Origin of the sequence: Paenibacillus pedocola (genome assembly GCF_031599675.1) — a bacterium.
Classification (GTDB): Bacteria; Bacillota; Bacilli; order Paenibacillales; family Paenibacillaceae; genus Paenibacillus_AQ; species Paenibacillus_AQ pedocola.
In genome coordinates this window covers 2777863-2799941 of record NZ_CP134223.1, presented here as the reverse complement: position 1 = coordinate 2799941, position 22079 = coordinate 2777863, and the positions used below count along the sequence as shown (strand labels likewise).

Below are 22079 nucleotides of genomic sequence, written 5' to 3'. Positions count from 1 at the left end.
GCACGCCTAATCCTCGATTGTCGACAGGTCTCCAGCCGGAAGATGAAGCTCCCAGGCCTTTAACACCCGGCGCATGATTTTGCCCGAGCGGGTTTTCGGCAGCTTATCCTTGAATTCAATCTCCCGGGGGGCCGCATGCGCGGATAACCCCGCTTTGACAAAGGCAGCGATCTCATCCTTAAGCTCCAGTGAGGGCAGGTAGCCCTCCCGCAAAGAGATGAATGCTTTGATGATCTCTCCCCTCAGCACATCCGGTTTGCCGATGACTCCCGCCTCCGCCACTGCCGGATGCTCTATCAGCTTGCTTTCGACTTCGAAGGGGCCAATCCGTTCACCGGAGGAATTGATAACATCATCGATCCGCCCCTGAAACCAGAAATACCCCTCATCGTCCATATAAGCCGAGTCCCCAGAGATATACCAGCCGGGAATGCGGAAATATTCGTCGTATTTAGCTTTGTTATTCCAGATGGTACCCATCATAGAAGGCCAAGGTGTCCGTATAGCCAGGTTCCCCATCGAATAGGGGGGTAGCACGTTGCCCCGGTCATCCAGAATCGCCGCTTCAATACCTGGCAGCGGACGTCCCATGGAGCCTGGCTTAATGTCCATTCCCGGGTAATTGCAGATCAGCTGCGCGCCTGTTTCGGTCATCCACCATGTATCATGAATGCGCTGGTTATAAATCTTATCCCCCCAGCGGACAACCTCTGGATTAAGCGGCTCCCCGACAGATAACACATGACGTAAACTGCTCAGATCAATCCCCTGCAGGCTGCTGAGACCTGCTCCCATCAGCATCCGGAATGCTGTAGGCGCACTGTACCATACCGTAACCGCGAAACGTTCAATCGTCTTATACCAGTCCTGCGGGCTGAAGCGCCCGCCCCGGACTACGTTGGCCACCCCATTCAGCCAAGGTGCAAAAATCCCATAAGAGGTTCCTGTAACCCACCCCGGGTCTGCGGTGCACCAATACACATCATCGGGACGTAAATCGAGTACGATCTTGCCTGTATAATAATGCTGAATCATCGCCCTCTGCACATGGTAGACCCCTTTAGGTTTCCCGGTTGAGCCCGAGGTATAGTGCATAATAAGTCCATCTTCCAAGGTTAGCCATTCCGGCTCCAGTTCGGCCGCAGCAGCGGCTGTCTCCTCTTCGTAGCTTAGAATACCGTGTTCCGGCTCTGCCTTCGCCCCGACAACAATAATATGCCGCAGTTCTGGAAGCTCCTCATGCCTGACCCGCTTCAGCAGCTCCGGTGTAGTAACCAATGCCACCGCTCCGCTGTCCTCCAGCCGGTCCTTCACGGCCGTTTCCATAAAAGCTTCAAACAGCGGTCCGACCACCGCACCAACCTTTAGGACGCCAAGGAGACTAAAGTACAGCTCCGGGCTCCGCGGCATAAAGATAAATACCCGGTCGCCTTTGCCTATACCGTATTTACGCAGAACATTCCCAAAGCGATTGGAGCGTTCCTGCAGATCACTGAAAGTGTACCTTTCCTCTCTGGCAGAATCGCTGTAGATAAGTGCTGTTGCCGCACCACGCCCTTCTTCTACATGGCGGTCTATGGCTTCATGGGCCATATTCACTTTGCCCGTATGAAACCAGGAGAACTCCTTCTCTACATCCTCCCACCGGAATTCGCTGACTGCCCGGGTATAATCTGTCATGTTCGCATTTTGTACACGGCCCGGTAAAATTTCACTATGGACTTGCCCCATTACTCTTGCCTCCCCTACTAGATTGAATTAAGCTTTAAGGGCGAGATTCTCAGTTCATGAAAACTGTCAATGTACTAAATGTGAAATATTTATGTCGGAATCAGTATAACATAGGAAACGGTTACATTCCATAAATTAGTTGTTCGAGAGGAGCCCATTCATGGAGCACCGCAAGATCCCCGTCTCACATGTATACGTATATCACAACAAAGAAATTATAATTAGCGGTCCTATGTCCCCTGTAGATTTACAAAGCCTGGACATCCATAACGATCTGGATGCCTTCCGTAAGCCGCATGAACAGCTGGAGGCACTGATTGAAATTTCGGGTCTACCCGAGGGCAGGGTTATTACCGCAGTTACAGATAACATGCTGATAGGCTATGTAACCTTTCATTATCCGGATGAGCTGGAGCTGTGGTCACAGGGAGGCATGCCTGACCTGATTGAATTGGGAGCTATAGAGGTAGCAGACGCTTATAGGGGAGGCGGGCTTGGCAAACTGCTGATTGCCACAGCGTTTGAGCGGGAGCAGCTGGAGAATTGTATTGTTTACACTACAGAATACTATTGGCATTGGGACCTGAAGGGCAGCGGACTGGATGTATGGGCATACCGGAAAATGATGGAAAACCTCATGAAAACTGTTGATATGGTCTGGTATGCCACCGATGATCCGGAAATCTGCTCGCATCCGGCCAACTGCCTGATGGTCCGGATTGGAAATGAAGTGCCGATGTCTTCTCAAGAGACCTTCGACAGAGTGCGCTTCAGGCAGCGTTTTATGTACTAAATAGCGGGTGAGTACCGTTATAATGCTTTTAGCATATATTCAAGAATGGCATGGGACCGCCGGGAGGCTAATACCGTGAACTCCTGATAATTCACATGAGCCGAGCCGTCAGCCTTATCTGACATGGAACGGATAATAACAAATGGTGCAGCATTCATGGTGCAGACCTGTGCAACAGCCGCCCCTTCCATCTCGGCACAAGCGCCGTTCAGCTGTTCTCGCAGATTAGCAACCACAGTACTGCTTGCAATAAATTGATCGCCGGACAGCACAATTCCGGTGATGGCATGCTGCTTCAGCTCAGAGCAAGCCTGCTCTGCCAATTTGACTAAAGCCTCATCTGCAGTGAAGGTTGATACCTCCTGATAAGGGATTACCCCTTTGGGATAACCTAGGGCTGTTACATCCATATCATGCTGGATACAATGGGAGGAGATTACGATATCTCCAATATTAAGGCCAGGATGAACAGCCCCCGCCACACCGGTAAACAACACCTTGGATACACCAAAGGTATCGAGAAGAATTTGCGTAGTCACCGCTGCATTTACTTTGCCTACTCCCGACTTGCAGAGAACAGCAGGTTTGCCGAAGATGGCTCCCGAATAATATTTGATACCGGCTTTAACGGTGGTCTGCCTGTTCTCCATACTCTTCAGCAGCAGTTCAATCTCCTCATCCATCGCGCCAATTAAACCGATTAATTCACTCAATATGTACCCCTCCGTAAATTCCTCCACCAAGCGGGAGGCTGAACTTTCACTTCTTCAACATAAAAAGCCCCCGAAGGAGCTTTCTACGAACCTATAATCTTATTTGTTTACATGATTGACAGACAAACGGAGAATGGTCTCATGCGGCAGAATAACCCGTGGATTCTCAACCGTCTCCTTCTTCATCAGCTTCGTTAAAAGCCGCATCGCTACCGCACCCAAGTCGTACATAGGTTGTGCTACCGTAGTCAACAGCGGACGAACCATCGAAGCCATACGGATGTTGTCTACACTGATGATTGAGAAATCATCCGGAACTTTAAGACCTTCATCCTGAATACTGTGAATTGCGCCAATAGCCATTTCATCCGTTGCGGCGAAAACAGCTGTCGGCTTCTTCTTGAGGCCAAGGAAATACTTCATCGCTTCGACACCGGATTCGTAACGATAGTTACCGATACGCACCAGGTCTTCCTGATACTCGATTCCTGCCGCTTCAAGTGCTTTCTTGTAGCCTTGGAACCGGGCATAGCCGTTTGCAGGATCCTGCAGCGTTCCGCTGATCATCGCAATCTCACGGTGTCCGTGGCGGATTAGCGTGTTCACAGCATCAAAAGCCGCATTCTCATGGTCGATATCAACCGACGGGTAAGTCCCCTTCTCGTCACGCGTTGCGCAAAGCACGATCGGAACTGCAGAGGTCTGGAAAGCCTGGATATGTTCCTCAGTTACCGTTCCGCCCATGAAGAGCAGCCCGTCCACTTGTTTCTCCAGAAGTGTGTTAATTACACGAATTTCCTTCTCTTTGCGTTTATCGGCATTACACAAAATAATATTGTAATGATACATATTGGCAATATCTTCAATCCCGCGTGCAATTTCTGCAAAAATCGAGTTGGAGATATCAGGAATGACAACCCCTACGGTTGTCGTTTTCTTGCTGGCGAGACCTCTCGCCACAGCATTTGGACGATAGCCCAAACGTTCAATTGCTTCAAATACTTTCTTCCGGGTCTGCGGCTTCACGTTAGGGTTATTATTCACAACCCGTGATACCGTTGCCATAGATACGCCTGCTTCGCGAGCTACATCGTAAATGGTTACCGTCAAATTACTCTCTCCATTGCGATAAATTTTATCGTTCGACTAATTAAAATTATGATACGACACTTTGTACAATTGTGCAATGATAACGCTTCATTTTCCTTTCAAAATTCTTTCAAAGGAGCAAAAAGCTTATCCTGGCGCGGTTCTATCTCCAATTCCCTCAATAAAGCCCTCCACTGATTTCCAGTAGGCTATCGGTGCGGCGTTGATTCCCTTTGCTATAATTTAACGAAAAATGCTGGAGACATCAGCTAGGGGTTCTGCCGGAATCAGCGATAATCTGAACCTGCTTCTATCGTATCAAAAAGTCCGTGAAAAATCCAACATTCGTGAAAAATTTTCATTGATTTTGCAGAAAAAACATTTCATTTCGCACTTTCTGCCGATTGAAGTGTCAATTGTGACAGTCTGGAACCAGTTTCTTCCATCCATTGATGGTCACCAAGCTCCGCCGACAGCCGGTATACGTCCAAAAGGACATCGATCCGTCCCTGAATCGACTTATAAATGGTTTCTTCAAGCTCAGTCATTCCACCGGGAAATATGCCGGAAGTAAAAGCATCCTTAAGTACACTCGCCCATTCATTCCGGTCTGCGAAGGAAAGATGGCGTCTGGGTGGAGTCTCTCCTAATTCTCCAATCAGCTTGCCCAGTTCCTTTTTAATGAAGGGTAAGGGTTCATAGCGGGCGCAGACGCCGCATGTATAGACCGGAACATGAGTGATTTTGATCTTTGCGCTGTAAATCAGCGTATGCATATGTAGGGTCATGATTCCGCCGCAGCCGCATGACTTTTTAACCAGATTATCTTTTAACATCTCCCACACCTCAGGCTCAATATTGAAAAACACGTGAGTCCGCCTTTTCAATTGCTATATTCGCCCTCTTCGCCTTAAATCCCTTCTCATTTGCATAAAATGATTTATTTGGTAATAAAGCAAAGGTTTACATGTTCAAAGATGACTTCATATTTCAAATTTGATAGAATAAACAGGATATGATGACGTGAAGGGAGCTGCAATGATCATGAGACTATCCGGTAAAAAGGTTATCGCGCTTGTCGATGAGGAGTTTGAAGATTTGGAGCTCTGGTATCCCGTGTACCGTGTGAGGGAGGAAGGCGCCGAGGTTCATCTGGCAGGCCTTGAGAAAGGCAAAACTTATACCGGTAAATACGGCGTACCCGCTACAGCCGAATATTCCTGGGATGAGCTGAATGCGGACGATTATGATGGAATTCTAGTGCCTGGTGGCTGGGCACCGGATAAAATCCGCCGTTACAGTGCCGTACTGAAGCTGGTGCAGGATTTTAACACAGCTAAGAAGCCGATCGGCCAAATTTGCCACGCCGGCTGGGTATTGATATCGGCCAAGATTCTGAATGGCGTTACCGTCACATCTACCCCTGGCATCCGTGATGACATGGAGAATGCCGGGGCTATCTGGAAGGATGAACCTGTAGTGACGGATGGACATATTATTTCTGCACGTCGTCCGCCGGATCTCCCGCCTTACGGTAAGGCGTTCTGTGATGCGCTGGCCGGGGAATAGGCCGTAATTAAATATCTTCAACAAGGATAAACAGCCCTGCCTCTACTGCTTGCTGAGGTGCAGGGCTGTTTGTGCTTTATGGCTGCTATTCGCGGATAGGGACAGATAGTGCCTCCTGTATCGGATTAGGATAGCCTGTTATGGTGAACGTCAGAGGCTGGGAATATTTATTGCTACCGAGACCCAGATAATGCAGCAGTGGGATTAACTTTTTCTCCTCCGACACCTGGTGCTGTGGAATGCTGATATCAAACTGATTGGCTGAATGAATCTTACCATCTGCATCCGTAAACTCACTGTCAATCATCAGGGTATTGTATAATCTCTGCTTTGCTGACGCCCTGAAATATTCCAGAATCATTGTAGAACCCTTTTCAGTGCTGTAAAGTGACATTTTCAAATGATTGTCGGGTGCCTTAATAATTTCCTGCTTCTCCGTATCAATAATCAGTTCCGTTGCATCCTTATCCAGCGCCAGAATTCCGCCGATCTGCAGCTTAAGCGGCTGGCTGTAACGGCTATCGTTCGCAAATACCAAACGATTACTCCCTTCAACTTCCAGTGTGCGAAGCAAAGCCAGATTCGTAAAATCACCACTATTGCCCATTAAAAGCTGCGGATTAAGCAATGAAAAGATTTGCTTGGTGTTCTGCGGTTCGTAGACATAATCCAAATAAACACCTGTGGTTGAAAGGTAAACATCCTCAATCTGTATATCCTGTCCCGCTATAGTTAGAGTTTGGTCTATATTCCTAACTTCTCCTGTTTTGGCCATCTGCTCCTTATCCAGCAGGATTGGCACTGACAGCTGCGCCAGCGTATCTCCGAAATCCGCAAGCTTATACTCCCCAAGCTTTACGTCGAACGTAATCTGGTCCGGTAGCGATCTGAACTCCTCACCCCACTGCAATACTTCATATCCGCGCGTAGTGCCGGTCGGCACATCTTTGGCATTCCAGCCCGATCCAGGCAGATTGTTCACCGGCTTATCTCCAGTTCCTGTTAGCTGCAGAAAATTCACGCGGGCTCTCTGTTTTGTATTATTCTGCAGGGAGTACAAGATAATAATCCCCATACGGTCTGCAGCAATTCCGTCTACCGTCAGCACAAATCCATTCTGCCGGGCTGTAGCACCGCTGACGCGCTGTATCAAACCTGCTTCGATCGCCGAAAATACGGTAGTGTTATCGTATCCAGCAGGATTAATGCCTGCCGCTACACGGTATTCGTCGAACTCCCCTGTTCTCTGGACCATTTCCGGCGGAGTCTGGGCACTGTGAGGCCTCACCTGCTGAGCGAACCTAGGGAATGTGAATAGCAGAGCAGCCGCTATGACTACCGCAATACTTATTGCAACCCGCTTTTTGACTGCAGAAATACGGTAACGAACAGGTTCTGACATCCCGCTGCGTATTGCCGCCTGTAATTTGATTTCCGACACATCCTCCACCTGCCTGGATAATCCCTCAAAATAATCCTTCAGCAGCCTTTCCTCATTACCGGCCATTGGTAAGCCCCCCTTTCATTTTGTCACGCAGCTGCTTTAACCCTTTATTCAGCCAGGTCTTTACCGTCCCTTCGGGCTTGCCGAGCACTTCCGCAATCTCTGTCAGGGTCATATCACGGTAATATTTCAGCACCAGCACCTGGCGGTATTTCATTTTCACGCTGTCAAGCGCCTGCTCCATGTCCAGCTTGCGGTCACTGGTCATTTCCATCACTCCATCACTGCCGTTATGGACAGGTTTTACGGAAGCCAGCCGCTTTCTACGCTTCAACTCATCCTTGCAGCAGTTGATCAGTATTCGCGTGATCCAGGGTGCAAACCGTTCCGGATCTTTGAGACTTTTACGTTTCATCCAAGCCCGGTACGTAGCTTCCTGCAGCATTTCGAGCGAATCCGCTTCACTCCGGAAGTAGCTGTATGCGATTCCGTAAAGTATTCTTTTCTGCGCCGAGACGAGTCCGATAAAAGCCTGGCCGCTTTCTTCACCATACTTAATCCGTTCGCCTTCCATCAGGTTTTCCATGCTCCGTTTTCTCTCCCTCCCTTAATAACAGCCTCAAAAAGCGCCCCTTATGTACTTCTATCTATACTGACTCCCTTAAGGCGAAAACGGTTTTACTTTTTTTGCTAACGGCATTCTTGGAGCAGTAACGCAAAAAGCCCGGCGTATCCGCCGGACCTTCATTTCATCGAATATACTTTGGCTGCCTGATCATTACAAGGTCTTCTCTTTCGATGCTTCGGCAGCAGCTCCGCTTCGTACGGCGAATGCGCTTAGCAGCTCTTCCGTCTGCAGACTTGTCCGGTGACGGAAACAAGCCTTGGCTGTCTCTTTAGCTTCAGCGGCTAATGTATTAAGTGTGCGGTGCTTCACCCGCAGCAACGCCTGCGGTGACATACTGAGAGTGCGGATGCCCAGCTCCAGCCAGAGCGGAAGCGAGCGCTCATCAGCAGCCATCTCGCCGCATACGCTAACGTCGATGCCAACATCCCGTGCAGCCTGCACAGTCATCCGGATCATGCGCAGTACGGCCGGATGATACGGGTGGTACATATGGGCAATCTGCTCATTCATCCGGTCAACCGCCAGTACATATTGCACCAGATCGTTCGTGCCAATGCTGAAAAAGTCAACTTCCTCCGCCAGCAGCTCCGCAATCATAACAGCAGCCGGAACCTCAATCATGATGCCGACGGGTATTTTACGGTTATAGGGAATTCCCTGCTTATCCAGCTCGTCCTTCACTTCATTCAGTATGGCTTTGGCCGCCTGAACTTCTTCTACCGAAGAAATCATCGGGAACATCAGTTTGACATTTCCATAATGGCTTGCCCGCAAAATCGCAGTCAGCTGCGTTTTGAACATATCCTTACGGTCCAGACTGATGCGAATTGCGCGGTAGCCAAGGAACGGGTTCTGCTCTTCCGGCAGCTGGAAATAATCCAGATGCTTGTCCCCCCCGATATCCAGGGTACGTATCACTACGCTGTTGCTGCCCACCTTCTCAGCAACCAGCTTATAGACTTCAAATTGTTCTTCTTCCGTCGGGAACGAGTGGCGGTCCATATACAAAAACTCTGTACGGAACAGCCCTACGCCTTCGGCTCCATACTTCAGCGCCATATCCAGCTCCTTGACTGAGCTGATATTGCCGGCGAGATGCAGAGACGCACCATCTTTGGTGACGGCTTCCACCGTCGCGAGCAGCTCGAGCTGTTCTTTTTTCTTCTGCTGCTTATCGCGTCTTGCGGCGTAGGCTTGTACCGTGGATTCATCCGGATGAATCTGCACCGTCCCGGTCTCACCATCCATCACCAGCATATCTCCGGTCTGGATCGGGTTCGTCAGCTTGTTCTCCAGGCCCGCAACCAGCGGAATGCCCAGCGCCCGGGCCATAATCGAGGAATGGGAGGTTTTGCCGCCCATCATCGTAACAATGCCGAGCACATAAACCGGATTCAAGTGAGCCAGCTGGGAGGGCGAAAGCTCTTTTGCCACCAGAATATACGGCTGTGTATCTGACGGCAGCGTCACCTCTGGCGCTCCCAGCAGATGCTTCAGCAGGCGGTTTCCGACATCCTTAATATCAACGGCCCGCTCCTTCATGTACTCATCGTCGAGCAGATCGAACATCGCAACAAAGTGATCGATTGCTTCCTTAACAGCTACCTCAGCCGCTTTATATTGACGTTCAATAATACCGCGGATTTCACTCATGAATACCGGATCATCCAGGATAGCCAGATGAGCGTCGAAGATACTCGATTCTTCCGGACCTACGACCTCCCGGAATTCTTTTTTAATAAATTCTATTTCATCTTTAGAGGTACGGATGCCTTCATATAACCGTTCAAACTCCTTGGCCAGATCCACGGGATTCACTTGCGTATCCGGCAGGCTCCATTCCCAGTTCGGCAAGACAAAGGCCTTCCCGATGGCTACACCTGCTGCAGCGCCTATGCCCTGTATCATGCTTCGATCCCTCCAACATTACTCTCATGTAGTACCACGGACATTACAGACGATTGCCCCTTTTTCACGTTTTTGAATGGAGCATAGCTCCAGGATTTTACACGGTCAGGGTTGGTAATGACCATTGGTGTGGCAAGTGAAGCTGCATGCTCCTGCAAAAAGGCCAGGTCAAATCTGACCAGCAGCTGTCCCGGCTCCACACTGTCACCTTCCTGTACAAGCGCCTCAAACGGCCCTTTAAGCTGCGAAGTATCGATCCCTATATGCATAAGCACCTCCAGCCCCTCAGGCGTTGAAATGCCTACTGCGTGCATTGTGGGGTACACGTGCATTACCTTGCCGAAGACAGGCGAAACCAGCTCTCCTTTTTCCGGGAAAAAGGCAACTCCGTCTCCAACCAGCTTAGCTGCAAAAATATGATCCGGCACCTCTTCAATCGGCATCATCCGGCCCTGAATCGGTGAACAGAACAACACCTGCGGAAGGTCACGCAGCATCAGCTTATCGATCTCCTCGCGGATCAGCTCGGAGTAAGTCCCGAACACCACCTGTACGTTACCGCCGCCCAGCTTGATAATACCTGCAGAGCCAAGGCCTTTCAGTGCCGCTGTGTCTATATATCGGTCATTGTGTACCGTTAATCTTAGCCGTGTGATGCAGGCCTGCACTTGGACAATATTTTCTTTGCCGCCCAGAGCTTCCAGAATCAGCGGTGCCTGATATGGAATGTTACCTGCCCAATCTCCCAGCTCCGAACCTTCCTCACGCCCCGGTGTCGGAATCTGGAAGCGGCGGATCGCCCAGCGGAACACATTATAGTATACAATGCCGTAGCCGATGCCGATCGGAATCAGCAGCCAGGCACGCTGTGAGAGATGCATATTGAGGATGAAATCAATCGCTCCCGCCGAATACGAGAACCCGTGATGAATGCCCAGCGCATAGGTCAGCACCATAGCTAGACCCGACATGACCACATGCAGACCGAATAAATAAGGGGAAGCAAAGAGGAAGGCGAACTCAATCTGCTCCGAAACCCCTGTCAAAAAGCAGACGAGGGCTGCCCGCAGAAAAGTCTTCTTAATCTTCGGCTTCAAGTCTTCTCGTGCTTCCTGAATAATAGCCAGTGCAATCGCCGGCAGTGCGAACATCATGATCGGGAACAAACCGGCCATAAAGACGCCTGCTGTTGGATCACCCGCAAAAAAACGCGGCAAATCCCCCTGCACGACCGCACTGCCGTCAGGAGTGGTAAAGGTACCCAGCTGGAACCAGAATACATTGTTCAGGATATGATGCAGCCCAAAGGCTGTAAGGACCCTATACAAAACCCCATATACAAAGACCCCAAATCCGCCGGCGGCCTGTATATCCCGGAATAAAATATCCAGCACATCCTGCAAGAGCGGCGAAACACCGAGCATTACCCAGGCAAACAAGGCGGAGAACAGTCCCATGAACAACAGTACGAAACGTGAACCGCCAAAAAACTGAATCGCCTCTGGCAGCTTGATATTTTTGAACCGGTTATGCGCCACGCCGGCGACAATCCCGAGGATAATTCCGATGAGTGTTGCAGGCTGAACAGCCCCGTTGCCCATATTGGTAACAATCCGGTCATATGTGAACATTCCCGCAAGCGCTGCAAGCCCGGCCGGTCCGGCCTGATTGGACAGCCCCCAGGCTACACCGACAGCAAACAAATAAGGCATGAAATAAAATATCCCCTGCCCCGCGTATGTAGTCACTTCGGATACCGAAGAAAGTCCCCATGCAGACCACGGTAAGCTGCCCAGACTCAGCAGAATGGCCGCAGCCGGAAGCACCATGGTAGGAAGCATAATGGCTCTGCCCAACTGCTGCAAAGATCCGAGCCAATTCAAGGTGACCCTCTCCTTTCGTTCTATAATGAATGGTAAGCGCTACAGCAGTTTTTGTCAAAAGAATACGCAACACTTAGAATACCACGCTTCCAGGTGGGATGGGAAGGGAATTCGAAATTACGCAGCACAGAAAAAGCTGCTCCTGCAGCAGGGAATCGGCAAGGGAATCGGCAGATGGCGGTTCTTGCACACACTGTATTTTCAGGTGGTTAAGAGAGATCATCGGATTATTGTTTCACCAACTGATTATAGTAAAAACAGAATGGTGCTGGTGCTGGTGCTGGTGCTGGTGCTGGTGCTGGTGCTGGTAAGTGTATTTTTACAACTACAATATTGTAAATAGATACATAAAATCGATTAAACAAACTTCTTGTGTTAGTCACTTACCAGAGACACACGCTTTCCGGGCCAATATTAGATTCTGCTGTATTTCGTGCAATAGATTGGCTGATTTCGTATTCATTTTTGCGATCTATTGCACTTCATACATCAGATTTCGCATATATAGACCAAATAGAAGGAAATCGGATAATTCTGCTGTACAAAGTGCAATAGAATCCATTCAGAGGATGTTTTACGTTTAATCTACTGCACCAAATACATCAGATTTAACGGAGAGCCTCCTTTTGTGAGTACAACCAGTGAATATCATTCTAGGCTTTTGCGAATTTTCACCCCAAGCACTCTTGTTCACCAAATTTGATCAGGTTGCATTGGCTTTAGCTCATAATATCGAACCCCTCGGCCACCCGCAATTGGCTTTAGCAGCCCTTTTCCACTTAAATTATCCAGCAGCCTCCGGGCTGTCCGGAAATTAATCTGAAAGTAGTTGGTAACATCCTTTGGGCGAAGCGGTTTGCCAATTTGCCAGGCTAACCTCAACACTTCCTTTTCTTCGGAAAGCAGGTTGGCTGCATTTTCTTTTCTGGCAAAATAAGGTGCAAGTGCAAGCTGGAGCAGCATTCTGCACACTTCCGGAAGCTGCTGGACATCATCAAACGAGAAATGGAGCATCCTCCAGCCCATTGCGGTTAGAAAAGCATCCCGATTCAGCGCATAGCTGAATTTCTCCCGGTCCATGTCTTTAACGTGGCTCTGATACCCATCGCATTCAATCCCAAAGCGCGCACCATTCTGCGGCAGATAAGCAAAGTCCAGAAATTGTGATTTGCGGTTCCAGTCATACACCTCATATTCGGGATGCAAATGGTCGAGCGACTCAAACAGAAGCCACCACACGTTCTGTACGAACAACTTCTCCGCAAAATGATGACCTCTCCTTAATCTTCCCTTACGTTCACCGTTTCTTTCTTCTGAATGGCGGCTGATCCACAAACTGTGGCCTTCATCAAACTCCATATGGTACCCCTCCCGGCAAAAAAAAAAACGCCCACAGCACGTAAGTAATCTTACGGGTATGGACGTTCTTCGTCTAATGCCAGTATAGCAATCCGGCCAGGGATTTTCCATAATAAACTAACTGGACCCAAGAACTCTCTCTCGGGTGCCGGAGTGCCGGTTGCCCGGGTTCCGGGGTTCCGGGGTGCCGGGGTGCCGGGGGTGCCGGGATTCCGGAGTGCCGGAGTGCCGTTGCCCGGGATTCCGGGGTTCTGGGTACCCGAGCTTCCGTTGCTCCTGAGGTTCCGGGGTTACAGTGTCTCTGGTCTATGGATTCCAGTCACTATTCACGCATTCAGGCTTGTGTCCGGACGGCTTCCCCGTTCCGCCCCAAGCCCGAGTGGTTACGCGCGGCTGCGCCCGTGCATCGTAACGGCTTCCTCGACCTTGATGCAGCGGTCCATGATTGCGATCATGCCGTGCTCAGCGGCGATGTCAGCCGCCTCTTGGCTGATAATGCCCTGCTGGAGCCACAGCACGCGCGCCCCGATTTCAGCCGCCTCCTGCGCAACCTCAGCGCAGAATTCACTGCGGCGGAACACATTGACGATATCGACCGGCTCCGGTATCTCAGCCAGTGTATGGTAGCATTTCTCGCCCAGTATGTCGCCGTCCACTGTAGGATTAACCGGAATGATCCGGTAACCCCGGCTCTGCATGGCATAAGCGACCATGTACGAGGTACGGTCCGATTTGTCAGAAAGACCTACAACAGCAATATTGCCAGCAGAGGCGAGGATGTCACCGATCTGCTCACGGCTCGGGTTCTCAAAACTCATAGTGATTTGCCCCCTTTTCAGTTGTCCCCGCCTTAGGCCGGGATTCCTGTGAATATTATGGATCACATTCATATTAGACTTGGGTTTAGCTCAAAGCAAGCCTCCCACAAAGGAATCGGATGTGTACGGTCCAAGATGGTCTTCCGCTTCCAGACCCCTATGATATTCAAGTCTTATTTCGCGCTCTACTGCTATTTTACCCATTCCACATCCGCACCAAGCTCGCGCAAATGGTCAAAATATTGCGGATACGATTTTGCGACATGGTGAGCGTCCTTGATCAGCAGAGGCTGACGGGCACGAAGGCCCACCACCGTCAAGGCCATAATGACCCGGTGATCGTAATGCGCGTTAATAGTCACGCCGCCTTCTACGCCTTCCGGCATACCATGGACGATGATCTCGTCGCGGCGCTCCTCGACTTTGGCTCCGGCCCGGGTCAGCTCAGCCAGATATTCCGTAATGCGGTCGCATTCCTTATATCGCAGATTCTCCACATTATAGAAGCGAGAGGTACCTTCGGCAAAGACCGCCGCTGCTACCATAGCCAGTACAGCGTCAGTGGCTGCATCGCCATCGAATTCCACAGCCTTCAGGATTCCGTTGCCCTGAACATGTACTGTACCGTTCTCATGGGTAAGCGGTACTTCCATCATACGCAGCACGTCGACAATTGCCCGCTCTCCCTGCTTGCTGTGTTCAGCCAGCCGGTGGATCTTGACATCCGACTTCGTGACTGCCGCTGCCGCGAGCACAGCCGCTGATCCCGGATAATCGCCTTGTACAGTGTACGATTTGGCGGCATAAGCCTGGCGGCCCGGCACTTTAAAGGACATGTAATCATCTGCGGCATGCACAATGATGCCTGCCTGCTCCAGCACCTCTAGTGTCTGGCCGACAACGACCTTCGATTTCAGATCGTCCAGAACAATGATCTCGCTGTCTTCCTCAAGAAGCGGTGTCAGGAACAGCAGTGCGCTGAGATACTGAGAGCTGACTGCTCCGGAGACGGTAATCCGCCCGCCGGCCGGCTTGCCACCGCGAATCGTAATCGGAAGCCTTCCGTTGTTATGCTCCACTTCAACACCCAGCTGCCCCAGTGCCTTAATCAGATCGTCATGCGGTCGTTTACCCAGTGAATCCGGGTATGTATTTACAAAGGTTACCTCAGGGCTCAGCGCGGCAACAGCCATCAGAAAACGCAGTACTGCTCCGGCATTACCGACATTCAATTCCTTTACATCGCGTGGATTCCGGCCGAAACCCTGAATCACGATTTTCTCGTCGTCTTCCGTCAGCACAGCTCCCAGATCGGCGATACATCTGCGGATAGCATCACTGTCTTCACTGTGCGCAGGATGATAAATGGTGCTCACGCCTTCAGACAGAGCGGCTACCAGCAGGTAGCGTGTTGTGTAGTTTTTGGAAGACAGTGCTCCAAATTCTCCTTGCAGGGTAGGTGTCGGCCTAACAATAACGTCCATAATCCAAACGCTCCTTAATAAATGTAGTGTATATATGTAGTGCTGAGTTTGACATGGCAATCTAATGCTGTGTTATCATAAAATCATTCTTCAAAAAGAAAAGAGGTCTTTACCATGAACGAGATTCCACAAATTACACCCGAAGTGCTGCGGCAGCGTCTTACGGCAGGTGAGGACCTGTGTCTGATAGATGTCCGTGAAGATGATGAAGTGGCCACCGGTATGATTCCGGGCGCTGTTCACATTCCCATGGGCCAGATCCCGCAGCGTACCGCAGAGCTTCCGGCCGATGCTGAAGTGGTCTTCATCTGCCGCTCCGGCGCGCGCAGCCAGCGTGTCTGTGAATATCTGCAGCAGTTCGGCTTTACTACCGCCAACCTCAGCGGCGGGATGATTGAATGGAACGAAACTGCAGAAGAATAAGCTGTGCAAGCACACTTAAAAGCTCAACCGCGGTAATGCATTAAAATATGCTGCGACACTTCTGCCGCACTCAGCTCCGATGTATCGACCGTGCAATGCGCGAAACGGTAAGCCTCACGGCGCTGCTCCATTATGGTGCGGACCCTTTCCTGCGCGTTGCCGGCGAGCAGCGGACGATTCTGATCTCCGCTAACCCTTGCAAGAATTGCCTCCTCAGTAGCTGTAAGAGCCACCACAAGACCATGGGCCAGCATAATCTCGGCGTTACCGGGGACAAGCACCGCTCCTCCGCCTGTGGAAATTATTCTTCCCTCTCCCTCAAGCATCCGCAGCAATGCTGCCGATTCCAGCTTCCGGAAATACGCCTCACCCTCACTCGCAAAAATCTCTGCGATACTCCGGCCTTCATTCTCAATAATGACATGATCTAAATCAACCAGCTCGTAGCCAAGTTCCTCTGCCAGCATAGCGCCAACCGTTGACTTGCCTGTAGCCATCATCCCGACCAGGATAATGTTCTTGTTCCGCTTCGCCCTGTTATCACTTTGTTGCTCCCTATCCCCTGTCATGACTACCCTCCAACCGCGACATTTGTCATATCATAACACAGGGTGAAAAGGTTGCACAAATAAAAAAGGCCCGAACGTCCTCCCGCGAAAGGGAAGCTGTTCGGGCCGTATTAGCGGTTTATCCCTTACTACTATTCAGACAGCCAGTTGTGGTGGAAGACGCCTTCCTTGTCCACACGTTTGAAGGTGTGGGCGCCGAAGTAGTCGCGCTGTGCCTGAAGCAGGTTCGCAGGCAGGCGCTCTGTACGGTAGCTGTCGTAGTACGCAAGTGCACTGGAGAAGCCCGGTACAGGTACCCCTTGAGTTACCGCTGCGGCAACCACTTTACGCCAAGCGGACTGATAGGAGCTCATGATGTCTTTGAAGAACGGATCCAGCAGCAGGTTCTTCAGCTCCGGATTGGTTTCATAAGCGTCGGTGATGTTCTGGAGGAAACGGGAGCGGATAATGCAGCCGCCGCGCCAGATTTTAGCCAGACTGCCGTATTTCAGATCCCAGTTGTATTCGTCGGAAGCTACGCGCAGCTGGGCGAAGCCTTGAGCGTAAGATACGATTTTGCTGGCAAACAGTGCTTTGCGCACGTTCTCGATGAATTCTGCCTTGTCACCCTGGAAAGGCTCCACTGCCGGTCCGCTCAGCACTTTGCTGGCTTCTACACGCTCATCCTTCATAGCAGACAGGAAGCGGGAGAATACAGATTCGGTGATCATGGACAGAGGCACACCAAGGTCGAGCGAGCTTTGGCTTGTCCATTTGCCTGTTCCTTTTTGGCCCGCTGCATCCAGAATTACGTCTACCATCGGTTTGCCGGTTTCTTTATCATACTGTGCGAAGATATCGGTAGTGATCTCGATCAGGTAGCTGTCCAGCTCCCCGCTGTTCCACTCTTTGAAGATGCTGTGCAGTTCTTTGGCATCCAGGCCAAGCACATCCTTCAATAATTGATACGCTTCACAGATCAGCTGCATGTCGCCGTACTCGATACCGTTATGCACCATTTTCACATAGTGTCCGGCACCGTCAGGTCCAATATATGTACAGCAAGGCTCTCCGTCCACTTTGGCCGAAATTGCCGTAAGAATCGGTTCTACCAGCTTATAGGCACTTTCCTGACCGCCAGGCATAATGGAAGGTCCTTTAAGCGCGCCTTCTTCACCGCCGGATACACCGGTGCCGATGAAGCGGAAGCCTTTTTCTTCAAGCTCTTTGCTGCGGCGCACAGTATCAGGGAAGTAAGCATTACCGCCATCGATAATGATATCGCCCTGGTCAAGATGCGGCAGAAGCTGCTCGATTGTAGCGTCAGTAGCTTTACCCGCTTGTACCATGATCAGAATTTTGCGCGGTACTTCAAGTGATTCTACAAACTCTTCGACAGAAAAAGTACCTACCAAGTTTTTGCCTTCTGCCTCGGCAATCAGATCATGTGTCTTCTCCGGGGAACGGTTAAATACCGATACGGTAAAGCCTTTGCTCTCGATGTTAAGAGCCAAGTTTTTACCCATTACCGCCAAGCCAATCACGCCGATTTGTTGTTTTGCCATCTGGTCCTCCACCCTTTGCACCCTGTATTTTTGTGAAATCCATTTCTCGCAGTATTAAGAATACCACCCTTTGTCAGATACAGCAAAGTTCCGCCTGCGAAAGAGAGATCAATTTCATTGACAAAATCCTTTTCAATCAGGAAATTGCTCACAATGACTATTTTACCGTTTTTGCCGCCAGAAGTGAACCCCTGACCATCACTCATCAAAAATCAGGGCACCCCGGCCTGCGGGATACCCTGGTATCAATGCTGATTGTCCTTACCATTCAAGCATGTTTAATTCACGGGCCAGTTTAGCCAGTTTCGCCTTGCTAGCCTCTACCAGCGCGGGGTCCTTGCTTCGCAGCGCTTCGCTCATGCGGTCCAGCTCCTCATCCACTTCCACTCTGCGCTGCTGGATCCGTTCCTCCCCCTCGCCGGAGTAGAATAGCTTCGTCAGCTCCTGATCCGATAGCAGCGGGCCCTTCTGGTACAGCACACGCTGCTGATAGCCGGAAATCTCCACCAGCCGGATCACTTCACCAAATAAAATATTCTCAATAATGATCTGGCGGTCACGGAACCGTTTCACTACCGCGTGTCCTCTCATATCGCCAATCAGCTTCTCCATCCACTCGGACAGGCGCGCATCACGGATCATATAATCGCCTACCAGCTTATAGCCATCCTTGATCTGCTGGAAGCGAAGCTTCACCAGCTTGCGTCCGGTGCGCACCGAAATCAAAAAAACACTTTCATTCTCACTCCAGTAAAGGGAATAGCCTTCTTTGATCAAATCCTTGATCAGCTCCTGAATATGCTGTCTGTCAAAGCGCAGCTCCAGATTACAGTACTCCACTTCATCATTTTTGTTCACGGCACTCCCCCCTAACAGCTTTGTTAATACAATACAGCTGATCTGTATACATAGAGTAAAACTGACTGCCGGACCTCCACTTTACCTGTCAATAGCTATGCATTCGTCTTACACTTATTTTATACTTCATATTATGTAGCGGTAACTTGGTTTATTGACTATTTTTACCCGTTTCCTGTCATTTCCAAACGGTGTCCGCTCATTTTACTTATGCCCCTATTAATTCAGCCCCTTACGATAAAATAAAGCCGCAAGTACAGGAACAACAGTGTTCCCTGGCTTGCGGCTTGTTAATGAGGCTGACCGACAGTATTCAGCTTGGATTATGCTTCAGCCTGGTCCGGTGGACGATCAGCAGATGAAGGCCGAACAGCAATACCATCACCGCTGCACTCGCCAGAAAAGGCGCACTATGGCTGACCGAATCCCACAGCTTGCCAGACAGCACAGGCCCGGCTACCATCCCGGAGCCCTGCAGGGTCAGGAACAAGCCCCATACGGTGCCCCGCTCACCTTTTGGCACCTGCTTAGCTATAAAAGCATTCCAGGCGGGCAGAATAAGCGCATAACTGATTCCGACAAGCGCCACAGCCACGAAGGCCAGCGGCAGCCAGCGCACCTGGGAGAAGAATGCCAGCGAGCAGGCCGCCAGCAGGAAGCCGATATTCAAAAAGAGTGTTGTTCCGATCCTGTCTACCAGCTTTCCTGCTGGAATAAGCGCCAGTACCGTGATTCCTCCACCTGCAATTAAGAGCAGACTGAACTGGTTCGGGGTCACATGCAGCTCAGCGCGTGTAAACAGGGTCACCACAGGAGTCATGAGCCCGATGGCAAACGCCTGAAGGAACAAAGCCGGGAAGAGCAGCCGGCTGACCTTCAGCGAGGTTCTTACCTGATGCATCGTACGCTTCAGACTCTGCAGGGGCTGTAGCGGTCTGCGCACTGCTTCCGGAGCATCACCATGCATATCGCGTACCACATGAGGCACCTGCCCGCCAATTCTCGAAGGCAGCAGCAGGGCAATCGCAGCCACCGCTGCGGCACAGCCCATGAGTACAAAAAATACGAACCGGTAGCTCTGTCCTCCATGATCCATCATGAAATTAACAACAATCGGTCCGATACCCGTTCCGGCCAGCGAAGCCATCTCCACCGCGCCCATCGCTGCCCCGCTGCTGCCGCTTTCGGTGGAGCCTGCCAGTTCGGTGATGCCGGTCATGGTGCATGGCCAGAGGGGCGAAGTACCGATGCCCAGAATAAGACAGGCTGCAGACAACGTTACGGCATCCTTAGCATATATAATCATACCGACAGCCACCAGAATCAGCGCCAAAGCCCCGGTCATGGTCCAGCGGTACCCGATACGCTCCATCACCCAACCGAACGGGCTGCGGAAGAGATTATCACCTAAATACTGCAGGGCAAAAGCGAAACCGACAACGGTGACTGACAGACCCAGAATGTTCTCCATATAAACCGGCAGCAAAGCGACCAGCAGGGATCCTTTTACAAATTCCACCAGAAAGATAATTCCCCACATCTCCATGATGAACGGCGAAGCCAGATTGATATGCATACGTTGTGCTACTTTGCCAGACATTACATCACATCCTAGTATTATGGTGATTGATTTGTTATACTGATGCTTGTCGTAAAAAAATAAATCTTGACGAAAGGTTGTGACAGCATTAAATGAATCAACACGAAACTCCCCTCTTCACCGCTCTTAAAAAGCATGCCGCCGGAAACCCTGTTCAATTTCATATTCCCGGGCATAAGAAGGGGCTAGGAACCGATGCCGAATTCCGTGAGTTTATCGGCGATAACGCGCTATCCATAGATTTGATCAACATCGCACCGCTCGATGACCTCCATCAGCCTACCGGCGTGATACTGGAAGCTCAGAAGCTGGCTGCGCAGGCCTTTGGCGCCGACTATACGTATTTTAGCGTACAAGGCACGAGCAATGCCATCATGACTATGATCCTCTCTGTCTGCTCGGAAGGAGACAAAATAATTGTCCCCCGCAACATTCACAAATCAGTGATGTCGGCGATAATTTTCTCCGGAGCCAAGCCTGTTTTTGTCTCACCTGTACAGGATGAGAATCTTGGGATAGACCACGGCATTACCACCAGCTCGCTGGAACGGGCATTAAAGCGTCATCCGGACGCCAAAGGAGTTCTAGTAATCAATCCGACGTATTTTGGCGTTGTCGCCGACCTGCGTTCGATTGTGGATCTTGCCCACAGCTACGGGGTTCCCGTACTGGTGGATGAGGCACATGGAGTATTGATTCATTTTCATGAGGATCTGCCGGTATCGGCCATGCAGGCCGGAGCGGATATGGCAGCAACCAGTGTACACAAGCTGGGCGGCTCCATGACGCAAAGCTCGGTTTTGAATCTGAATGCAAAAACCGGCCTGGTCAACCCGCAGCGGGTACAGACGATCATCAGCATGCTCACAACAACGTCCACTTCATATATTTTACTGGCGTCCCTGGATACCTCCAGACGCAATCTGGCACTGAACGGCCACGAAATGGCTTCACGGACGATTGCTTTGTCCAATTACGCACGTGAGGCGATTAATAACATTGACGGCTTGTACAGTTTTGGTAAAGAAATTCTCGGTACAGAAGCCACCTTTAATCTGGATCCGACGAAACTCAACATTCATGTGCGTCATCTTGGCATTACCGGTTACGAGACTGAGAACTGGCTCCGCCAGAAGTACAACATTGAAGTTGAACTGAGCGACATGTATAACATTCTTTGCCTGATTACCCCTGGTGATACCCAGGAATCCGTAGATAAATTGATTTCCGCACTGCGGGTGCTCTCAGCGATCCACTACAGCAAGGGTGAAATCTATGAGCTAAAGGTGCAAGTGCCGGAAATTCCGCAGCTTGCCCTAATCCCACGGGACGCCTTCTATGCAGACACTCAGGTGGTTCCGTTCCGCGAGTCTGCAGGCTATATCATAGCGGAGTTTATCTACGTCTATCCGCCGGGGATTCCTATTTTGCTCCCCGGTGAAGTTATTACCCAGGATAACATCGACTATATCATCGACCATGTAGAAATCGGTCTGCCGGTCAAAGGGCCTGAAGACCGCAGCATCAACTTCGTTAAAGTGATTGTAGAAGCCGAGCCGATCTCCTGATCGGCCGCTTCTCCCAATTAAATGTTTCCATACAAAAACCCGATACTGGATCAGTATCGGGTTTTGTGCATTAGAGCGCCGCTGCCTGTCCGGTCCGC

The 22079-nt window shown here is 50.5% G+C and carries 21 protein-coding genes; 5 read left to right on the top strand and 16 right to left on the bottom strand.

Annotated elements, in window-relative coordinates; all coding sequences use genetic code 11:
* Nucleotides 1–6: 6 nt before the first annotated feature.
* Complete coding sequence (acsA, locus tag QU597_RS12035) at nucleotides 7–1731, bottom strand: acetate--CoA ligase (RefSeq protein WP_310832851.1); 1725 nt, start codon at nucleotides 1729–1731, stop codon at nucleotides 7–9.
* 160 nt (nucleotides 1732–1891) lie between these two features.
* On the opposite strand from acsA, the gene QU597_RS12030 reads away from it, so the two are divergent.
* Entirely contained in the window at nucleotides 1892–2524 is a 633-nt protein-coding gene (locus QU597_RS12030; RefSeq protein WP_310832850.1) for a GNAT family N-acetyltransferase, read from the top strand.
* Nucleotides 2525–2541: 17 nt separating this feature from the next.
* Here QU597_RS12030 and QU597_RS12025 read toward each other — a convergent pair whose 3' ends face one another.
* The 3 genes from QU597_RS12025 to QU597_RS12015 form a co-directional block, all read right to left on the bottom strand.
* Nucleotides 2542–3237, bottom strand: a complete 696-nt coding sequence (locus QU597_RS12025; protein ID WP_310832849.1) for a 5'-methylthioadenosine/adenosylhomocysteine nucleosidase — start codon at nucleotides 3235–3237, stop codon at nucleotides 2542–2544.
* Nucleotides 3238–3336: 99 nt separating this feature from the next.
* Nucleotides 3337–4347, bottom strand: a complete 1011-nt coding sequence (ccpA, locus tag QU597_RS12020; RefSeq protein WP_206104454.1) for a catabolite control protein A — start codon at nucleotides 4345–4347, stop codon at nucleotides 3337–3339.
* A gap of 362 nt (nucleotides 4348–4709) precedes the next feature.
* Entirely contained in the window at nucleotides 4710–5195 is a 486-nt protein-coding gene (locus tag QU597_RS12015; protein WP_310832848.1) for a hypothetical protein, read from the bottom strand.
* 175 nt (nucleotides 5196–5370) lie between these two features.
* On the opposite strand from QU597_RS12015, the gene QU597_RS12010 reads away from it, so the two are divergent.
* On the top strand, nucleotides 5371–5895 hold the full coding sequence (locus QU597_RS12010; protein ID WP_310833290.1) for a type 1 glutamine amidotransferase domain-containing protein: 525 nt from the start codon (nucleotides 5371–5373) through the stop codon (nucleotides 5893–5895).
* 85 nt (nucleotides 5896–5980) lie between these two features.
* Here QU597_RS12010 and QU597_RS12005 read toward each other — a convergent pair whose 3' ends face one another.
* The 4 genes from QU597_RS12005 to QU597_RS11990 all read right to left on the bottom strand — a co-directional run bounded on the left by QU597_RS12005 (nucleotide 5981) and on the right by QU597_RS11990 (nucleotide 11758).
* Nucleotides 5981–7402, bottom strand: coding sequence for a hypothetical protein (locus tag QU597_RS12005; RefSeq protein WP_310832847.1), 1422 nt, complete (start codon nucleotides 7400–7402; stop codon nucleotides 5981–5983).
* Nucleotides 7392–7925 carry a sigma-70 family RNA polymerase sigma factor gene (locus QU597_RS12000; protein ID WP_310832846.1) on the bottom strand — a complete coding sequence of 178 codons (534 nt, stop codon included), beginning with the start codon at nucleotides 7923–7925 and terminating at the stop codon, nucleotides 7392–7394. The genes QU597_RS12005 and QU597_RS12000 overlap by 11 nt, the downstream gene beginning before the upstream one ends.
* A 192-nt stretch (nucleotides 7926–8117) precedes the next feature.
* Nucleotides 8118–9875 (bottom strand): phosphoenolpyruvate--protein phosphotransferase, encoded by a 1758-nt coding sequence (ptsP, locus tag QU597_RS11995; protein WP_310832845.1) that lies wholly within the window; start codon nucleotides 9873–9875, stop codon nucleotides 8118–8120.
* A complete protein-coding gene (locus tag QU597_RS11990; protein WP_310832844.1) occupies nucleotides 9872–11758 on the bottom strand; it encodes a glucose PTS transporter subunit IIA in 1887 nt (628 codons plus the stop codon). Before QU597_RS11990 ends, ptsP begins: the two co-directional genes overlap by 4 nt.
* Here QU597_RS11990 and QU597_RS11985 point away from each other — a divergent pair.
* A complete protein-coding gene (locus QU597_RS11985) occupies nucleotides 11718–12101 on the top strand; it encodes a hypothetical protein (protein WP_310832843.1) in 384 nt (127 codons plus the stop codon). The two genes, QU597_RS11990 and QU597_RS11985, sit on opposite strands and share 41 nt — an antisense overlap.
* A 347-nt stretch (nucleotides 12102–12448) precedes the next feature.
* Here the strand turns inward: QU597_RS11985 and QU597_RS11980 are convergent, their stop codons facing one another.
* The 3 genes from QU597_RS11980 to aroA form a co-directional block, all read right to left on the bottom strand.
* Nucleotides 12449–13117 (bottom strand): hypothetical protein, encoded by a 669-nt coding sequence (locus QU597_RS11980; RefSeq protein ID WP_310832842.1) that lies wholly within the window; start codon nucleotides 13115–13117, stop codon nucleotides 12449–12451.
* A 383-nt stretch (nucleotides 13118–13500) separates the two neighbouring features.
* A complete protein-coding gene (locus QU597_RS11975; protein WP_310832841.1) occupies nucleotides 13501–13935 on the bottom strand; it encodes a CoA-binding protein in 435 nt (144 codons plus the stop codon).
* Nucleotides 13936–14126: 191 nt separating this feature from the next.
* Nucleotides 14127–15419: a 3-phosphoshikimate 1-carboxyvinyltransferase gene (aroA, locus tag QU597_RS11970; RefSeq protein ID WP_310832840.1), complete on the bottom strand. Its 1293-nt coding sequence runs from the start codon at nucleotides 15417–15419 to the stop codon at nucleotides 14127–14129.
* A 114-nt stretch (nucleotides 15420–15533) separates the two neighbouring features.
* Here aroA and QU597_RS11965 point away from each other — a divergent pair, with 114 nt between their 5' ends.
* Nucleotides 15534–15842, top strand: coding sequence for a rhodanese-like domain-containing protein (locus QU597_RS11965; RefSeq protein WP_310832839.1), 309 nt, complete (start codon nucleotides 15534–15536; stop codon nucleotides 15840–15842).
* 23 nt (nucleotides 15843–15865) lie between these two features.
* Here the strand turns inward: QU597_RS11965 and QU597_RS11960 are convergent, their stop codons facing one another.
* The 5 genes from QU597_RS11960 to QU597_RS11940 form a co-directional block, all read right to left on the bottom strand.
* Entirely contained in the window at nucleotides 15866–16411 is a 546-nt protein-coding gene (locus tag QU597_RS11960; RefSeq protein WP_310832838.1) for a shikimate kinase, read from the bottom strand.
* 131 nt (nucleotides 16412–16542) lie between these two features.
* Nucleotides 16543–17955: an NADP-dependent phosphogluconate dehydrogenase gene (gene gnd, locus QU597_RS11955; RefSeq protein ID WP_310832837.1), complete on the bottom strand. Its 1413-nt coding sequence runs from the start codon at nucleotides 17953–17955 to the stop codon at nucleotides 16543–16545.
* Entirely contained in the window at nucleotides 17931–18161 is a 231-nt protein-coding gene (locus QU597_RS11950) for a hypothetical protein (protein WP_310832836.1), read from the bottom strand. The genes gnd and QU597_RS11950 overlap by 25 nt, the downstream gene beginning before the upstream one ends.
* A 55-nt stretch (nucleotides 18162–18216) precedes the next feature.
* Entirely contained in the window at nucleotides 18217–18813 is a 597-nt protein-coding gene (locus QU597_RS11945) for a YkzI domain-containing protein (protein ID WP_310832835.1), read from the bottom strand.
* A gap of 313 nt (nucleotides 18814–19126) precedes the next feature.
* The gene (locus QU597_RS11940) at nucleotides 19127–20413 is read right to left on the bottom strand and encodes an MFS transporter (RefSeq protein WP_310832834.1); all 1287 of its coding nucleotides are present in this window, start codon (nucleotides 20411–20413) and stop codon (nucleotides 19127–19129) included.
* Nucleotides 20414–20505: 92 nt separating this feature from the next.
* On the opposite strand from QU597_RS11940, the gene QU597_RS11935 reads away from it, so the two are divergent.
* Entirely contained in the window at nucleotides 20506–21981 is a 1476-nt protein-coding gene (locus QU597_RS11935) for an aminotransferase class I/II-fold pyridoxal phosphate-dependent enzyme (RefSeq protein ID WP_310832833.1), read from the top strand.
* The last annotated feature ends 98 nt before the right edge of the window (nucleotides 21982–22079 follow it).